The organism is Arenibacter sp. F26102, from assembly GCF_023015865.1.
Classification (GTDB): Bacteria; Bacteroidota; Bacteroidia; order Flavobacteriales; family Flavobacteriaceae; genus Arenibacter.
Window position 1 is genome coordinate 246,342 of sequence record NZ_JALKBC010000004.1, and the last position, 17,045, is coordinate 263,386.

A 17,045-nucleotide genomic window follows, 5' to 3' on the forward strand; every position below is an offset into this window, starting at 1 on the left:
TCATGGAGGAAAAGAAGAATAAAATGGATAGCAGAAGGAAATTTTTGCTACAATCAGGGTTGGCTGCTGTGGCCATACCATTCACTCAAATTTCCTGCCAATCATCAAAAGATAAGGCAGTAGAAGTAGAAAATGAGGATTCTTTTGAATTTGCCTTCTTAACGGATATCCATATAAAACCCGAAATGAATGCGCCTAAAGGATTTCAAATGGCCATAGATAAGGTGAATGAGTTGAACCCCGATTTTGTAATAACAGGTGGAGACCTCGTCTATGATACCATGCGCGGGAATTACGAACAAAGTGAATCGCTTTTTTCGTTGTACAAAGACATGAGCAAAGGATTTAAAATGCCTGTTTATAACTGTATTGGGAATCACGACTTGTTCGCTATTTATGAAGAAAGTCCTGAATCCGAAGATCATCCTGATTATAAATATGGAATGTGGGAAAGGCATTTTGGTAAGACCTACTACTCTTTTGATCATAAAGGGTGGCATTTTATCACCTTAAATTCCTTGGACGTAACGGACAACAAAAGATATAAAGGTTTCTTTCACCTAGAACAATTGGAATGGTTAAAGCAGGATATAGAGAAAGTTGACAAATCTACGCCCATTGTTATTACCACCCACATTCCCATGATATGTACTTATTCACAATTAAACGGAGGTGAGGGAAGTAGAACGGCAAATAACGCTTCGGATGTTTTTAAAATAATGGAAAACCATAATCTAAAATTGGTTTTACAAGGGCATATTCACTGGAAGGAATACGGATTCGTCAATGACCGATTTCATTTTTTAACGGGTGGTTCCATTGCCGGAAACGGATGGAAAGGAAGAAGGCATAATACCAAAGAAGGCTTTGTGAAAATTAAGGTAAGTGGCAATGATTTTTCCTGGGAATATATAGACCACGGATGGGAAGCTGAAAGGCTTAAATTGGCGGAGAAAACTATTTAATATTTACAAATTAGCACCTAAATATTTGTATTTTGGGTAGATTTGTATCAATGAAGAATACAACAAATTCAGATTTCACCCCTTTTGTTGAAGAGGTCTATGTTCCTTGTGGCTTAAAAATATCAAACCTTGTTCTGGACAAGGAAAGCAAAGAATATGAGGCATCTTCTTTTCAATTGAACGCTCTTAAAATTATAGCGAGAAGAAGTAAAATCACTCCAAAAAAAATTGGGCAATTCGTTACCCTTTGGAAAAGAAATGTAAACGGGGAAACAATGCCCTTGGAAGAAACCGATGAAATAGATTTTATTATTATCAACTCGCGCGAAGGGTCACACTTAGGCCAATTTGTATTTCCAAAAAGCATCCTGATGGAAAAAGGAATAGTATCCCACGGGAAAAAATCGGGCAAACGTGGTTTTCGTGTTTATCCCCCTTGGTCACGACCCACCAACAAAACAGCTCAAAAAACTCAGAAATGGCAACTTGAATATTTTTTGACCATTGAACAAGGTAATACAACGGACCTGCATAAAGCACGTAGCCTTTATCTGCAGTCCTAAGGGTCAACAAGTGATATACCTACCGTATTACCGCATCCATTCTTCTATAACTTTTTCCAAAATATATTAATAGTGCTGTACGATCTACCTTGCCTCTTTCCGAAGGACTTCCAAAGGTGGGCTTTTTATAACGCCGAAGCTATTTCCCAGACCAATTAGCAAAACGAGAAAGGTGATTCCTGGGAACAGTACCAAAAATGGAAATAAAGATGGCGTAAAAGGGGATTCGAATACGAACAAAGCTAGCAATTGACTGCTTATCAATGAAAGCAGAATTCCAGATAAACCTCCTAAAATACCTAAGTATAGATATTCCAAGGCCACTATATTCAATATTTGTTTGCTCTTGGCGCCAATTGTCCGTAGAAGTACACTTTCACGTATCCGCTGATATTTGCTGGTCCTTACTGCACCTAAAAGCACGATTATCCCTGTAAGGATGCTAAAAAAGGCCATAAAATTAATGATCCATGAAATCTTATTTAATAAGTTTTCAATAACAACCAGTATTTGCCTTATATCCAGAATGGACACATTGGGAAATTCTTTTACCAATTCCTTTTGAAGCGATGCCGACGCATTTTCATCGGCTACCCTAGTCGTAAGTACTGTAAATTGAGGAGCCTCTTCCAAAATGCCCAAAGGAAAAACGATGGAGAAATTCAATTGCATACGACCCCAATCAACAGTTCTTATATTGGCAACAACCGTATTCATGATTACTCCTTGTACATTAAAGGTCAATTCGTCCCCAACCCCTACCTTGGCATCCCTAGCAAAGTTGTCGCTAATGGAAATAGGTATTTTTTCCTTAGAAGTTACTTTTGACACCCATTCACCAGATTCCAATTTCTCGGATGCAATTATACTATCCCTATAGGTTACCCTAAACTCATGGTTCAATATCCAAGAATTTATGGTAGAAGTGGTATCCTTTCTGATATCGTTCACCTCCTTCCCCTGTATGCTATTTACCCTCATGGTAATAATCGGGATATTGTTCAGTACAGGATATCCATCGCGTAAAATCGTATTGGCTACAGCCTCTTTCTGTTCCGTTTGGATATCCAAAAGAATCATATTGGGACTATTGGGGTCTGTGCCCATAGCCGTCTTGGCCAACAAAAAATCCTTAGTGAAATATAGGGTGCTGATCAAAAATGTTCCTATGCCAATAGCCAGTACCAAGGTAAGCGTTTGGTTCTGCGGTCTAAAAAGGTTCAATAAACTATGACGGGCTGTAAAACTCCAAGAAGTAGGAAAGTATTTCTTTATGGCCTTCATAGCCAATCCAGACAAACCTGCCAGTATAACGAAGGTTATCAAAATTCCGGCCACAAATGACACGGAATACCTCCAATCCTTTAATAACCAAAAGGAAAAAAGAAACAAAAATCCTAAAATTCCCAATGAGACCAACGCCAATCCTCTCTTAGATCTTGAACGGTCAACTTCCTGTACCCTTAAAGCCTGAAGTGGTGAAACATATAAGGTACTCATTAATGGGTAAAGGGCAAACAAAATGGACATAAATAGGCCTAGCAAAAGACCCATAGCTATTGCTTTTGGCGCTAGGGATATTTGTACATCCACAGGTAGCAGATCCCCTAAAAATATAGGAAACACCTGTTGTAATATTAAGCCAACCAAGGTGCCTATAATTCCTCCAATCAATCCCAACGCCCCAATTTGTATTAAATAAATTAAAAAAGTTTGTCTTTTGGTAGCCCCTATGCATTTTAAAACGGCTACCGATCGTAATTTTTCCTTTATGTAAATGTTGATAGCACTTGCAATCCCAATACAACCTAAAAGGAGGGCAATAAAAGCGACCAGATTAAGGAATTTCCCAAAATTACCATATCTCCGTCCCAGGTTGGCACTGGTGGAAGTGTGTGTGTCCAGATCCGCGCCTTCGGCATCCAGGAGCGGATCCAATTTTTTGTCCATTGCTTCAAGGTCTGCATCGGGCTGGACGAAATAAAATTCATAGTCCAACCTACTTCCCTTCTGGATCAATCCTGTTTCCTGTATAAACCTATATGGAATTACTACTGGAGGAGCAATGGAACTGAACAGCCCGGAACTCCCAGGTATGGATCTTAAAGAGCCCGCAATAGGAAAGGTTACTTGACCAACTTTAATACTATCACCAGGTTGTAGGTTATATTGTAGCATAACTGTGGCATCCACCAAAGCGGCACCTTCCTGTTGATAGTTATTCGCTGCCGATACCGGTACCGTCTCCAAAACACCATAAAACGGAAATCCTCCTTCAATTCCCCGAACTTGAACCAATTTAGAGGTTCCCGATTTTGGAAAAGCGGCCATGGAGGGAAAGTTAACTTCTTTGGCATCAGGTCCCCCAAGGGAGTCCAAAATTCCTTCTACCCTTTCGTTGGGAGGATTTCTACTATCCACTATAAAATCGGCTCCCATTAAGGATTTCGATTGTTCGGAAATATTTTTTTTAAGATTATCCCCAAAGGACTGTATAGAGACAACGGCGGCAATCCCCATAATGATGGAGGCCATAAAAAGCAGTAGTTTTCTCCTGCTGGCTTTGCCATCTCGCCATGCCATTTTTAGGAGCCACTGAAACCCGGCCTTGGAAGTGTTGGTACGATTTTTCACAAAGCAGTTGTTTTCTGGTTGGCGATAATCTTGCCTCCTTTTAACCTTAAAATGTGTTGGGTCTTGGCTGCCAATTCCAAATCATGGGTTACTATAACCAAGGTAGTGCCGGCATCTGCATTGAGCTGGAAAAGTAACTGAATTACCTTCTCCCCTGTTTCTGCGTCTAAATTACCAGTAGGTTCATCGGCAAATAGGATGGATGGATTATTGGAGAATGCCCTGGCCAGTGCAACACGTTGTTGCTCACCACCAGAAAGTTGTGAGGGATAATGATGAAAACGATTTTGCAAACCAACCTTGTCCAGTAGTTCCATCCCGTTCTTCATAGCATTTTTATCGCCCCTTAATTCCAGTGGAATCGCAACATTTTCCAGAGCAGTAAGCGTTGGCAGTAATTGGAAATCCTGAAATACAAAACCTACATGCCTATTTCGCAGTATGGCTCTTTCGTCTTCGCTTAAACTTCCAAGCTCGGTACCGCATAAGGTCACCGTACCCGAATCCGGTTGGTCCAAACCTGCACATAAACCTAACAAGGTAGTTTTTCCGCTGCCGGAAGGCCCTACGATGGAAAAAGAATCCCTCTCTTCTACATCAAAGGTAATATCCTGCAATACCGTAAGTTTTTTGGAACCACTACTATAGATTTTCCCTAAATTGTTCACGTTTAATATCTTTGCCATATAATGTCTATTTCGTGGTTTTCCTGAAGTAGGCAAAATACAGAAATGATTTTGATTTTAATCCAATATCCTATGCGAACCTTGTTAAGATTTTCTTATATATTTTTTATTTTTTGCGCCTCTTGCGGGAATTTGGGCACCAAGAATCCTGCTTTTGAAGAAAAGGAGAAAAATGGTTCTGAAAGCGTAGTTGATACCAAAACTGAAAAAAAAGTTATTTTGTTTTTTGGAAACAGCCTTACAGCTGGAATGGGGCTCGACCCCAATGAGGCTTTTCCAGCCTTGATCCAAGCAAAAATTGATTCTTTGCAGTTGCCATTTAAGGTGATAAACGCCGGTTTAAGTGGTGAAACTACTGCTAGTGGTAAAAATAGAATTAGCTGGGTGCTAAATGGAGATGTAGATGTATTTGTATTGGAACTCGGCGCCAATGATGGACTTCGTGGTATTTCACTGGAAGAAACGCGTAAGAATTTACAGGAAATTATAGATGTGGTACATCAGAAAAACCCTAATACGACCATTATATTGGCGGGAATGCAAATTCCTCCCAATTTAGGTCAGGAATACACCAAAGAATTTAAGGATATATTTCCTGCACTAGCACAAAAGTATGATATTGGTCTAATCCCATTTCTTCTGGAGGATGTGGCAGGTAATCCTGAGCTTAATCAGGCAGATGGTATACATCCCACTGCGGAAGGACAAAAAATAATCGCCAATAATATCTGGCCAATAATCACTGAAGCGATTAGGAAGTAGATTTTTATGGCTTTTACCCCGATTTCCTTTTAAGTTAGTGGTAGGCTGTAAAACCCAACAAGAATTAATTATTCTAACTTGGGGAATAAGAAAAAAATGAAAGGTCACAAAAACTATTATAAATGACCAATCCCCGAGCTAAGCCCAGGGATTGGTTTTTTGGAAATTGTTTTCCTGTGAAATTCGCAAATTTTAGGTTTACTTGCTCAAGTACATCTTACGTCTAGAGTACAAATTGTAAAACTCATCGTCCTTAAGACTGTCTATAAACAAAATGCTCTCCCCTGTACTCTTCATTTCCGGTCCTAAATTCTTATTTACGTTCGGGAATTTATTAAAGGAAAATACGGGTTGTTTTATGGCAAAACCTTCCAATTGAGGATTAAAGTTAAAATCTTTTACTTTTTTCTCGCCCAACATCACCTTGGTGGCATAGTTTACATATGGCTCCTTGTAGGCTTTCGCAATAAATGGTACGGTTCTGGAAGCTCTAGGATTAGCTTCAATGATATAAACGATATCATCTTTGATTGCGAATTGAATATTGATCAACCCTACCGTGTTAAGTGCCAAGGCAATTTTCTTGGTATGGTCCTTTATCTGCTGCATTACAAATTCACCCAAATTAAAAGGAGGCAAGGTAGCGTTGGAATCGCCGGAGTGGATTCCACATGGTTCTATGTGCTCCATAATTCCGATGATGTATACATCTTCCCCGTCACAAATGGCATCAGCTTCTGCTTCAATGGCGCCATCCAAATAATGGTCCAACAACAATTTATTGTTAGGTATTTTTCTTAAAAGATCTACAACATGTGCTTCCAACTCCTCTTTATTGATCACAATCTTCATTCCCTGTCCTCCCAGTACGTAGGATGGTCTAACCAATAAAGGAAAGTCCAGTTCATCTGAAAGTGCTAATGCTTCATCAGCCGTTTCGGCCACACCAAACTGTGGGAAAGGAATGTTATTTTCCAATAATAAGTTTGAGAAACTTCCTCGGTCCTCAGCCAGATCCAATGCTTTGAAACTGGTGCCGATTATTTTTATTCCGTATTTATCCAATTTTTCTGCCAACTTAAGTGCCGTTTGCCCTCCAAGTTGAACAATAACGCCCTCTGGCTTTTCGTGCCTTATAATATCATAGATATGTTCCCAGAAGACAGGCTCAAAATAAAGTTTGTCAGAGATATCAAAATCAGTTGATACCGTTTCAGGATTACAGTTGATCATGATGGTCTCATAACCACACTCCGATGCAGCCAACACACCGTGTACACAGCAGTAATCAAATTCTATACCCTGTCCTATTCGGTTTGGTCCAGATCCTAAGACCACAATCTTTTTCTTATCGGTTACAATGCTATCGTTCTCCACATATCTTTTTCCGTCCGGAGTTTCTATTTCTGCCTCGAAAGTAGAATAATAATAAGGGGTCATTGCCTTAAACTCGGCTGCACAGGTATCAACCAACTTGTAAATCCTATTAATATTAAGGGCTACACGTTTGTTGTATACTTCACTCTCATAGCAATCCAACATATGGGCTATTTGCCTGTCGGCAAAGCCTTTTTGCTTGGCTTCCAACAAAAGATCTTTGGAAAGTGTTTCAATGTTATAGTTGGAAATTTCTTTTTCCAATTGATAAAGCTCTTCGTATTGCTTTAAGAACCACATATCTATTTTGGTAATCTCATGGATTCTGCTCAAAGGGATCCCCAATTGTATGGCATCATAGATAACAAAAACTCGGTCCCAACTGGGAATCGTCAGTTTGCTAATGATTTCATCATAATTTGTGTACCCTTTGCCATCGGCTCCAAGTCCGTTCCTTTTTATTTCCAATGACTGGGTGGCTTTGTGTAGGGCTTCCTGAAAGGAACGACCAATACCCATTACCTCTCCTACCGACTTCATTTGGAGTCCCAAAGTTCTGTCCGAACCTTCAAATTTATCAAAATTCCAACGTGGTATTTTTACAATAACATAATCCAACGTAGGTTCAAATAAAGCTGAAGTAGATTTTGTAATTTGATTGCTAAGCTCATTTAGATTATACCCAATAGCAAGTTTAGCAGCTATCTTGGCGATAGGATAACCAGTGGCTTTGGAAGCCAATGCTGATGATCTGGACACCCTTGGATTGATTTCTATAGCAATAATATCTTCTTTTTCATCTGGACTTACCGCAAACTGCACATTACATCCACCTGCAAAATCCCCAATACTGCGCATCATATGAATTGCCATATCACGCATTTTCTGAAAGGTTTTATCGGATAGGGTCATTGCTGGTGCAACGGTTATAGAATCACCGGTATGGATTCCCATCGGATCCATATTTTCAATGGTACAAATAATGACTACATTGTCATTCTTGTCCCTTAGCAACTCCAATTCGTACTCTTTCCAGCCCATTAGGGCCTTATCGATCATAACCTCGTGAATTGGGGAAACTTCAAGTCCAAGACTAAGAAGTTCATCAAAATCCTCTGGTTTATAGACTATTGATGCTCCTGCACCACCAAGGGTATAAGAAGCTCGTATTACCAATGGAAATCCAAACTCCTGGGCAATTTCCTTCCCTTTAAGAAAGGAGGTGGCAGTTGCTTGAGCTGCCATACCTATGCCAATTTTAAGCATCAACTCCCGGAATTTCTCCCGGTCTTCAGTTATATTTATGGCAGCAATATCTACCCCTATTATTTTTACTCCGTAATCTTCCCAAATTCCTTTAGTATCCGCTTCTATACAAAGATTTAATGCCGTTTGACCACCCATTGTAGGTAAAACCGCATCTATATTGGGATGTTTTTCCAAAATCTCCCTTATGGATTTTGTAGTCAAAGGTTTTAAATAAACATGATCCGCCATGGTTGGGTCGGTCATGATCGTAGCAGGATTACTGTTGATAAGTATGGTTTCTATGCCGTCTTCTCTTAATGATCTTAATGCCTGTGTACCTGAATAATCGAACTCACAAGCTTGACCAATAACAATAGGGCCGGAACCAATAATTAAAATAGAATTTAAATCTTTTCTTTTGGGCATTTTAATAATTATTTATAATATGAAAAAAAGGGAATTGGACAAAAAAAAGGTGCTACTTCGGAAAAAGTAACACCTTGTTATTTTAAAAAAACAATTCTATCATTATTTTTTGTGCTTCAGCTCCGAGGATACAGATAATTTCTTTCTTCCCTTTGCTCTTCTTCTAGCTAGAACTTTTCTACCATTGGCAGTAGCCATACGTTCTCTAAAACCATGTTTGTTTTTTCTCTTCCTTTTTGATGGTTGAAATGTTCTTTTGCTCATCGTAGCGAATTTTTTATAGTATGCTTAAATTTCTGTTGACAATGTTTAAATCTTGCTTCTTAGACAGCAAAATCCGGCTGCAAATATACAAAGAGTTTTTTCATTGGCAAATCAAATTAAAAAAATATTTTTTTTAGGATTGCCCACCCTAAGGCCCACAGTATTTTATTACTTTTGCATCTGCTTAACCGGAATGACAGTTTAACATGAAGCGCTTTTTATTTTTAATGGTTTGCATCCTTTGCAATACGGGTGTTTTTGGACAAACCACATTGCAATATCACTTAAAAAAGGGCGATGTTTTTAAGATCAAACAGGATGCAGAGCAAGTAATTACACAAGAATTGGATGGTGCGTCCCACGAAATTACGAATCATATTGATGGAGTTCTGGAATTTAAAGTACTTGGGGAAATCAATAATGGGTATGAGGTAACATTGACATTTAAGGATTTAAACCTAAAAATGAGCTCCAGTATCCAAGGGGAGTTAATGAATGTGAAGGCGAAAGAGGTCAAGGAAGAAGACATGCAGTCCAAAATATTCAATACAATATTGAACAATCCAGTGAAAATAGTTTTGGCCAAGAACGGAAATATATTGAAAGTACAGGGTGGCGATAGCCTGGTATCCAAAATGGCAAGGGCCTCGGGTTTGGAAGATGAATTTTCTATCAATATGATGAAAACATCCTTGAAAAATGAGTTTGGATCGGAAGCTTTGTCCAATAGTTACAAGCAGATGACCTTTATTTATCCTGATAAAAAAGTCAATATAAACGACAAATGGGAGAACGCATATGATGGTAAATTAAAGACCGCCAATACCTGGACCCTTAAGAGTATTGTTGATAACAAGACGAAGATTAGTGGCAAGGCCAAGGTATTGATGGATATAACGGATGCCAATACCAGTATGAAACTAAGCGGGACACAGACCACGACGGTCACTGCCGACACTAATTCCGGTTTTATTATAAATATGCTGGTAGAAAGCCTTACCAGTGGCATGTCCACAATGACACAAATGGGAGGAGAAGAGATTCCAACCACTATAAAATCTAAAATTACATACGAATTAATTAAAAAGTAATATGTTCAACAAAAATTTAAAAATAGTCATAGCTGCTCTGATCATAGCTTATGCAGTATATCAATTTATAGAAGGTAATATCGGAAATGGGATTTCCTTGATTCTCCTCTCCTCTATTTTTATATTTCTATATTTTAGGAATGAAATTATTTTGTTGGCGTTCTTAAGAATGCGTAAGCAAGATTTGGCGGGTACCAAAAAATGGCTTGATAAAATAAAAAATCCGGATGCTGCCCTTACCCAAAAGCAAAATGGTTATTATAATTACTTAAACGGAATTATTTTTTCACAGACCAATCTTACCCAAGCCGAAAAATATTTTAAAAAAGCATTAAAATTTGGCCTTAACATGGATTATGATGTGGCGATGGCCAAATTAAGCCTTGCCGGTATTGCAATGCAAAAACGCAGAAAAAGAGAGGCTACCATGCTTTTGAACGAGGCCAAGAAGTTGGACAAACAAAATATGCTGGCAGAACAGATTAAGATGATGCAGCAGCAGATGAAAAAAATCTAAGGCCCGGCCTATGATTTTTCCTGTTATTGGAATCTAGAAGTTCATTACTATGCAATCGGGGATATGTATGATTTACAATAAAGGGGCCAATAGTCTACTAAAGGATTCCTTTAACCTTCTGTTTATATTTCTGTCCTTCCATCGCTCCATGGTAACTTCATCGCAGTCCTCTAGGTCCAAATTGAATTGCTTTCGCATTTGTTGATTAATGCCTTTATCGTATACCAGGGCATTTATTTCAAAATTCATGGAGAAACTCCTATAGTCCATATTGGCTGTCCCGATGCTAGAAAACATATCGTCGATCACCAAGGTCTTAGCGTGTACAAAACCCTTTCTATACCTATTGATTACAATTCCTGAATTTAAACATTCTTCTATATAGGAGTCGGTTGCATATTGGGCAGCCCACGAATCCGATTCATAGGGCAAAATAACCTTTACCTCCACTCCACTCCTCGAAGCCGTTGTCAAAGCTGTCATAATAGCATTATTTGGAATAAAGTAAGGTGTTGTGATCAGAATACTTTCCCTTGCGGAATTAATGGCGCAGAACATAACTTCCATAATATTTGCCCAATCACTGTCCGGGCCACTTGCTGCGATTTGAACTGCTACCGGCTTTTGTGAAGCGGCTTTTTGTTTGGGAAGTAGAATTTCTTCAATTTCCATATTTTCCTTGGCCGCAAAATTCCAACTTAATAGAAAAGCAGACTGAAGGGCGCCTACGGCTCCGCCTGTAATGCGTAAATGCGTATCTCTCCAATATCTTTCATTATCAAAGGTATTGTCGTATTTCTGATCCAGATTAATTCCTCCAACATAACCAATGTCACCATCGATTACGACAATCTTCCTATGATCTCTATAATTTAATTTGCTGGTAGAGTTAGAAAATAGTACGGGCATAAACGCAAAATGCTTCACCCCGCAAGCAGTAAGTTTCTTCTTGTTTTTATTTGATATGTCGCTACCCACATCGTCATAGATCAATCGAACCAATAAACCCTCCTCTGCTTTTTGGCAAAGTATATCTATAATCTCCGTACCCAGGCCATTGTCAAAAAGTACAAAATATTCCAAGTGAATATGGTGCTTTGCATTCTTCAGGTCCTCTCGTAGCAATTTAAACTTTGCTTCACCATTGATTAGGATGTCAACCTCGTTATCAAACGTAAGAACGGAATTTTCGTTGTTACGCATTAGTCGGTAGATCTTAAAAATACCTTCCCCGAAAACTTCCTTTAAATCCTCCCTTTCTTCCCTATTTAGACCAAATTTGTTTCGCCATTGGCTTAGTCGGTGATTATCTTGGACGTACTTTTTTTGAAAAATCTTGTCCTTTCTGTAGTCTTGACCAAAAAAATAATAGACCAAAGGCCCTATGAAGGGTAATGTTGCCAAGACAAAAATATAAGACAAGGTCTTAACCGGATTTCTATTTTTTAGAACGATTAAGACCGAAAGACTTATGGCCAACAAATAATTAATTCCTAAAAGCAATGACCAAATATTCTCTTTTAGGAAAGACATCATTTATTTGGAAATCTTATAATAGCCTTTATTTGGAATTTCGATAGTATATTTCTTCTTGGAAGAATTATTTAAATGTGGCTCCCTTAACCATGGGTTATGCCTCTTTAAAATTTTGTAGTTTATTTCATATTGATTCGCGAAATCGGCAAAATTGCTCACCGGTTCATTAATTTCAACATTAAAAGTTGGAACAGCGGTATACATATCCTCCTTTTCAAGATGAAATCCGTATTTCTCAGGATTTGATAATATTTCTTTAATTGCCAAAATTCGAAATACGTAGCGACCCGTTTCTTCACCTAAAAGCAGATCATAGTAACCGTCCGCCTTCTGTATTCCCATATACTTATGAATTCCCCCTGCTCCGGCATTATATGCGGCAGCAGCCAAGGTCCAACTACCAAATTTATCTTTAGATCTTTTTAAATACCTACAGGCTACCTCTGTCGATTTTTCAATGTGATATCTTTCATCAACGTTGCCGTTAATTTCCAAACCGTATTCTTTACCGGTTGCACTCATTATCTGCCAAAAACCTGTTGCACCAGCAGGAGAAACTACATTTTGAAGTCCACTTTCTGCCAGGGCCAAATATTTAAAGTCGTCCGGAATGCCATTCTTAGCCAATATAGGTTCTATAATGGGGAAGAATTTATTGGCTCTCTTCATTAACAATAGTGCATTGGATTGCCAATAGGTATTCACCAAAAACTCTCGATCAACACGTTCCATAATCTCTGGATCATCAAAAGGTACCGCTTCATCGGCGAAATTTAAATCCTCAGGAATCTCAATTGCTGTGATACGGTAGCCAACATCCCCTCCGTCTATTGTTTCGGGTTTGGGATTTTCTATTGCCATGGCGGTTTCCTTATACTGGTTTTGCACAGCAAATATTAAGGTGCTTCCCACGAAAATAACTCCCAAAATCATTAAAATATTCTTTATAATCTTCATCTGTTTTATTTTATAATTTTTAACTATTCTTATATATCGCACTACATTGGGCATGACCTTTCCGCCAATTTGGTATTCCATACCTGGTACCCAGTTCTACCTCAAAGATATTAAATAGAACTGCCTTATTGCAAAATAATTGTTGGTAAGTGTTCATTAAACCATTTTGACCGGTGAATTATCATCGTATGAGTCCCATTTTTAACCGTAATACAATCTTTGATGTGAACAATGGGGAAGACGGGATCCTTCTCACCGTGAATATGTACAATATTTTCCTGATACTGGGTTTGTTTCCAATTCACAATAGTATCTATGGACCAGTCCAGGTAATATTTATCGCGGATGGACAAATATTGTTCATAAAGCGCCAAGCGCTTGGGTATGGTTTCGCCAAAGGCATATTTCGCCAATAGTTCCATATTATTTACTAGTCCTGTAGGCAATAGTTTATGCACCTTAGTGTACTTGGCAAAAATCATTCTCTTAGGTAGTTCCGATTTACTCTTAACACTCGAAATAATGATTACTTTTTTTACTTTAATATGTTTTGCCATTTCCTGAACTAGAATTCCACCGAAGGACACCCCTATTAGTATAGCATTTTCGTGTTTTATATAGCTACACATGTTTAGAGCGTAATCTTCCAAGGAAATATCCTTGTTGGGAATTACCCAATCCAAACAGTGCTGTTCAAAGGTCTCGGATGGCAAGTCTATATTATCAAAAATGGAAGGATTGGCTGCCATGCCAGGCATGAAATATACGTGTATTTTATTTTGGACCACTTGGTTTTTGAGCATGCTATTTAAATAGGATATTTGCTTTTTTTTAGCTAACTTTGTTTTCTTGGCTTTTTTGTCCCCACTTTGTATTTGCTTAATTTGTTTATAAGCCTAGATTGTAATTTGAGAACGTTATGATCCAAAATTAGTCATTATTTAAAATCAAACTATATGAATGAAGTAGAAATTAAGGACAATGGCTTCTTGAGACAATTTGAAGCCAGGGTTGACGGCCACTTGGCCAAAATTGAGTATTCTTCTCAAGAGCGTAAAGTTTTTTTAACCAAACTCGTTATACCTGAGGAAATAACTAAGGATGGTTTTAAAGAAGATTTCATTAAAAGTGTTTTGAGCCATATCCAAGAACAAAATTTAAGAGTCGTGCCTACTAGCCCTCAAATAGCAGGTTTCTTGAGAAAAAATCGACAATATAAAGAAATGCTTCCCGTTGGAATAAGAATATAACGGTCAATAAAAAAACCTCTCATAATCGAGAGGTTTTTTTATTTTTATTCTTTTGGATTTAAAGTCTTTTCACAAATAATAATCATGTATGACTGCTTAGGCTAGACCGATGCCATGCTTTCCACTTCAATACATCTCACCATTCCGTCATCATCAATTTCTGTAAGATTTACCTCTTGCAATGTGTTTACCATGCTTGGATTCCAAGGGGCTTTTACTTTTACATAATTTTCGGTAAAACCGTGTATGTAACCTTCCTTGTTCTCCGCTTCGTACAATACTGTTCTTTTAGAGCCCAGTTGTGTCTCATAAAATGCCCTTCTTTTTTTTACAGAAAGTCCCCTTAACATTTTACTTCTCTTATTTCTGACTTTTTTGGGTACTACACCATTTAGTTCCACTGCTTTGGTATTGTCTCTTTCGGAATAGGTAAATACGTGCAGATAAGAAATATCCAACTCATTTAAGAAGTTATAGGTCTGCAAAAAATGTTCCTCCGTTTCTCCCGGAAATCCAACTATTACATCCACACCTATACAGGCGTGAGGCATAACTTCTTTAATTCTATTAACCCTATCAATGTACAATTGGGTCAAATATCTTCTGCTCATTAATTTTAGAATGGCATCACTCCCACTCTGAAGTGGAATATGAAAATGGGGCACAAAAGAATTGCTCTGCGCCACAAAATCTATGGTTTCATTTTTTAATAAATTTGGTTCTATTGATGAAATTCGCAAACGGTGAATTCCTTCTACCTCATCCAAGGCTTTTACCAGATCTAAAAAAGTATGTTCGTGTTTTTTGTTGCCAAATTCCCCTTTACCGTAATCGCCAATATTAACTCCTGTAAGCACAATTTCCTTAATGCCTTTTGCCGAGATTTCCGCGGCATTCGTTAAAACATTCTGTAGGGTATCGCTCCTGGAAATCCCCCTGGCCAACGGAATAGTGCAGTAGGTGCATTTGTAATCGCACCCATCCTGTACTTTTAAAAACGCCCTGGTGCGGTCCCCAATAGCATAACTGCCCACATAAAAGTCGGCCTCTTCTATTTCACAGGAATGCACTTGCCCAAAATCGTTCTTTGAAAGATCATTGACATAATCTGCGATCTTAAATTTCTCAGTAGCTCCCAACACAAGATCAACGCCGTCTACCGCTGCCAGTTCTTCGGGTTTAAGTTGTGCATAACAGCCAATGGCGGCTACAAAGGCGTTTGGATTGCTTTTTTGTGCTTGCTTAACGATCGACTTAAATCGCTTGTCAGCATTTTCAGTTACGGAACATGTATTGATGACATACATATCTGCATTTTCAGAAAAATCCACTCGTTCAAAGCCTTCTTCTGTCAAATCCCGGGCTATAGTTGAAGTTTCCGAAAAATTGAGCTTGCAGCCCAAAGTATAGAAAGCGACCTTTTTTTTCATCATTATCTTTCTTTCTCTGAATATAATTCAGTTTCTTTTACACCTAATCTATAATGACTGCAAATATACCAAATAATAAGGCAGCCATTAAGTCAATACAAATGGTTTGTAAAAATTAAGGGGATATGGTTATTCCTTACGCCAGTGCTTGGTTTCCTCAAAAACGTGGTTAAGGATCTTGGCATCCATTTCATTGAATTCCACTCCCCTACGCGCCATCATTACCTTGGCGGCCTCAAATGCCTTGTTGGGCTGATAGGTAGTGAATCCGGAGGCACCCCCCCAACTAAAACTGGGGACAAAATTCCTTGGGAAACCAGGTACATAAATATTGCAGTTTACACCTATTACCGTACCAGTATTAAACATGGTGTTTATGGCTGTCTTGCTATGGTCTCCCATCATTAGGCCACAGAATTGTAATCCAGTCTGTTCAAATTTCTCTGTATCGTAATTCCATAAGCGTACTTTGGCGTAATTGTTCTTTAGATTTGAATTATTGGAATCTGCGCCAATATTGCACCATTCCCCAAGTACCGAATTTCCAAGGTAGCCTTCATGTCCTTTGCTGGAGTACCCTATAAGAACCGAATTAGAGATTTCACCACATACCTTACTATAGGGTCCAACTGTCGTTGGGCCATAAATTCTGGCACCCATCTTTACGACGGCCTTTTCGCACAGCGCAAACCCTCCCCTAATTAGGTTGCCTTCCCATACCTCGGAGTTCTTGCCAAGATATATAGGCCCTTCGGAAGCGTTTAGTATACTGTACTCTACGCTGGCTCCTTCCTCCAAAAATATATTTTCGGGGTTTACCAAACTATTGGTCTTGGAAATGGGAGCACTTTTCCTGCCTTCGGTCAAGAGATCAAAATCTGCTTGTAGGGCTTCACCATTTTTAGAAAAAATATCCCAAGTATTTTGAATCCGCAATATGGGCCCTTCAAATTCTATATGGGTATAGGCAGAAAAATCTACCTCCTCTTGCGTTTCTTGAGTATAAAAGGCGATAATATCCTCTCCGTAAAATATAGCTTCATTAGGTCCCAAATTTGCTACCAGATCAACCAATTTGGCATTGGGCAAAAAGGAAGCATTAATAAGAACATTCTCTTCCATCTCCACCATAGGGAATCTTTCAGAAAGATAATCCTCCGTTATAGTGGTGATAGTATTGCCAAGGTATTTTTCCCATTTTTCCCTTATGGTCAAAATCCCGATCCTAATATCCGCTACCGGTCTGGTAAAAGTAAACGGCAACAAGGCCTTTCTTACCGTACCATCAAAAAGAATATAATTCATACAACTAAATTAAAACAAAAAAAGTCACGCAGTT

Annotated in this window: 15 protein-coding genes; 6 read left to right on the forward strand and 9 right to left on the reverse strand. The window is 38.5% G+C overall.

What is annotated here, in order from left to right:
- The first annotated feature begins 2 nt into the window (after nt 1–2).
- Entirely contained in the window at nt 3–965 is a 963-nt protein-coding gene (locus tag MWU78_RS07225; RefSeq protein WP_246996440.1) for a metallophosphoesterase, read from the forward strand.
- A 50-nt stretch (nt 966–1,015) separates the two neighbouring features.
- A complete protein-coding gene (locus tag MWU78_RS07230) occupies nt 1,016–1,528 on the forward strand; it encodes a MepB family protein (RefSeq protein WP_246996442.1) in 513 nt (170 codons plus the stop codon).
- Nucleotides 1,529–1,612: 84 nt separating this feature from the next.
- Here MWU78_RS07230 and MWU78_RS07235 read toward each other — a convergent pair whose 3' ends face one another.
- Both MWU78_RS07235 and MWU78_RS07240 read right to left on the reverse strand, forming a co-directional pair.
- Nucleotides 1,613–4,111, reverse strand: a complete 2,499-nt coding sequence (locus tag MWU78_RS07235; RefSeq protein WP_246996657.1) for an FtsX-like permease family protein — start codon at nt 4,109–4,111, stop codon at nt 1,613–1,615.
- Nucleotides 4,112–4,158: 47 nt separating this feature from the next.
- A complete protein-coding gene (locus MWU78_RS07240) occupies nt 4,159–4,848 on the reverse strand; it encodes an ABC transporter ATP-binding protein (RefSeq protein WP_246996444.1) in 690 nt (229 codons plus the stop codon).
- 72 nt (nt 4,849–4,920) lie between these two features.
- On the opposite strand from MWU78_RS07240, the gene MWU78_RS07245 reads away from it, so the two are divergent.
- Complete coding sequence (locus MWU78_RS07245) at nt 4,921–5,610, forward strand: arylesterase (protein ID WP_246996446.1); 690 nt, start codon at nt 4,921–4,923, stop codon at nt 5,608–5,610.
- 198 nt (nt 5,611–5,808) lie between these two features.
- Here MWU78_RS07245 and carB read toward each other — a convergent pair whose 3' ends face one another.
- A complete protein-coding gene (carB, locus tag MWU78_RS07250) occupies nt 5,809–8,661 on the reverse strand; it encodes a carbamoyl-phosphate synthase large subunit (RefSeq protein WP_246996447.1) in 2,853 nt (950 codons plus the stop codon).
- A gap of 102 nt (nt 8,662–8,763) precedes the next feature.
- Nucleotides 8,764–8,925, reverse strand: a complete 162-nt coding sequence (rpmH, locus tag MWU78_RS07255) for a 50S ribosomal protein L34 (protein ID WP_026809253.1) — start codon at nt 8,923–8,925, stop codon at nt 8,764–8,766.
- Between the two features lie 206 nt (nt 8,926–9,131).
- On the opposite strand from rpmH, the gene MWU78_RS07260 reads away from it, so the two are divergent.
- Nucleotides 9,132–10,016 carry a DUF6263 family protein gene (locus MWU78_RS07260; protein WP_246996449.1) on the forward strand — a complete coding sequence of 295 codons (885 nt, stop codon included), beginning with the start codon at nt 9,132–9,134 and terminating at the stop codon, nt 10,014–10,016.
- A 1-nt stretch (nt 10,017) separates the two neighbouring features.
- Nucleotides 10,018–10,533, forward strand: a complete 516-nt coding sequence (locus MWU78_RS07265) for a DUF2892 domain-containing protein (protein ID WP_246996451.1) — start codon at nt 10,018–10,020, stop codon at nt 10,531–10,533.
- 72 nt (nt 10,534–10,605) lie between these two features.
- Here the strand turns inward: MWU78_RS07265 and cls are convergent, their stop codons facing one another.
- The 3 genes from cls to MWU78_RS07280 all read right to left on the reverse strand — a co-directional run bounded on the left by cls (nt 10,606) and on the right by MWU78_RS07280 (nt 13,829).
- Complete coding sequence (cls, locus tag MWU78_RS07270) at nt 10,606–12,069, reverse strand: cardiolipin synthase (protein WP_246996453.1); 1,464 nt, start codon at nt 12,067–12,069, stop codon at nt 10,606–10,608.
- The gene (locus MWU78_RS07275; protein ID WP_246996455.1) at nt 12,070–13,026 is read right to left on the reverse strand and encodes a lytic transglycosylase domain-containing protein; all 957 of its coding nucleotides are present in this window, start codon (nt 13,024–13,026) and stop codon (nt 12,070–12,072) included.
- Between the two features lie 125 nt (nt 13,027–13,151).
- On the reverse strand, nt 13,152–13,829 hold the full coding sequence (locus MWU78_RS07280) for an alpha/beta hydrolase (protein WP_246996457.1): 678 nt from the start codon (nt 13,827–13,829) through the stop codon (nt 13,152–13,154).
- Nucleotides 13,830–13,982: 153 nt separating this feature from the next.
- On the opposite strand from MWU78_RS07280, the gene MWU78_RS07285 reads away from it, so the two are divergent.
- On the forward strand, nt 13,983–14,276 hold the full coding sequence (locus MWU78_RS07285) for a GNAT family N-acetyltransferase (protein WP_246996459.1): 294 nt from the start codon (nt 13,983–13,985) through the stop codon (nt 14,274–14,276).
- A 101-nt stretch (nt 14,277–14,377) separates the two neighbouring features.
- On the opposite strand, the gene mtaB is transcribed toward MWU78_RS07285, so the two are convergent.
- Nucleotides 14,378–15,706, reverse strand: coding sequence for a tRNA (N(6)-L-threonylcarbamoyladenosine(37)-C(2))-methylthiotransferase MtaB (gene mtaB / locus MWU78_RS07290; RefSeq protein ID WP_246996660.1), 1,329 nt, complete (start codon nt 15,704–15,706; stop codon nt 14,378–14,380).
- Nucleotides 15,707–15,835: 129 nt separating this feature from the next.
- Entirely contained in the window at nt 15,836–17,011 is a 1,176-nt protein-coding gene (locus MWU78_RS07295; protein WP_246996461.1) for a GlmU family protein, read from the reverse strand.
- Between the last annotated feature and the right edge of the window lie 34 nt (nt 17,012–17,045).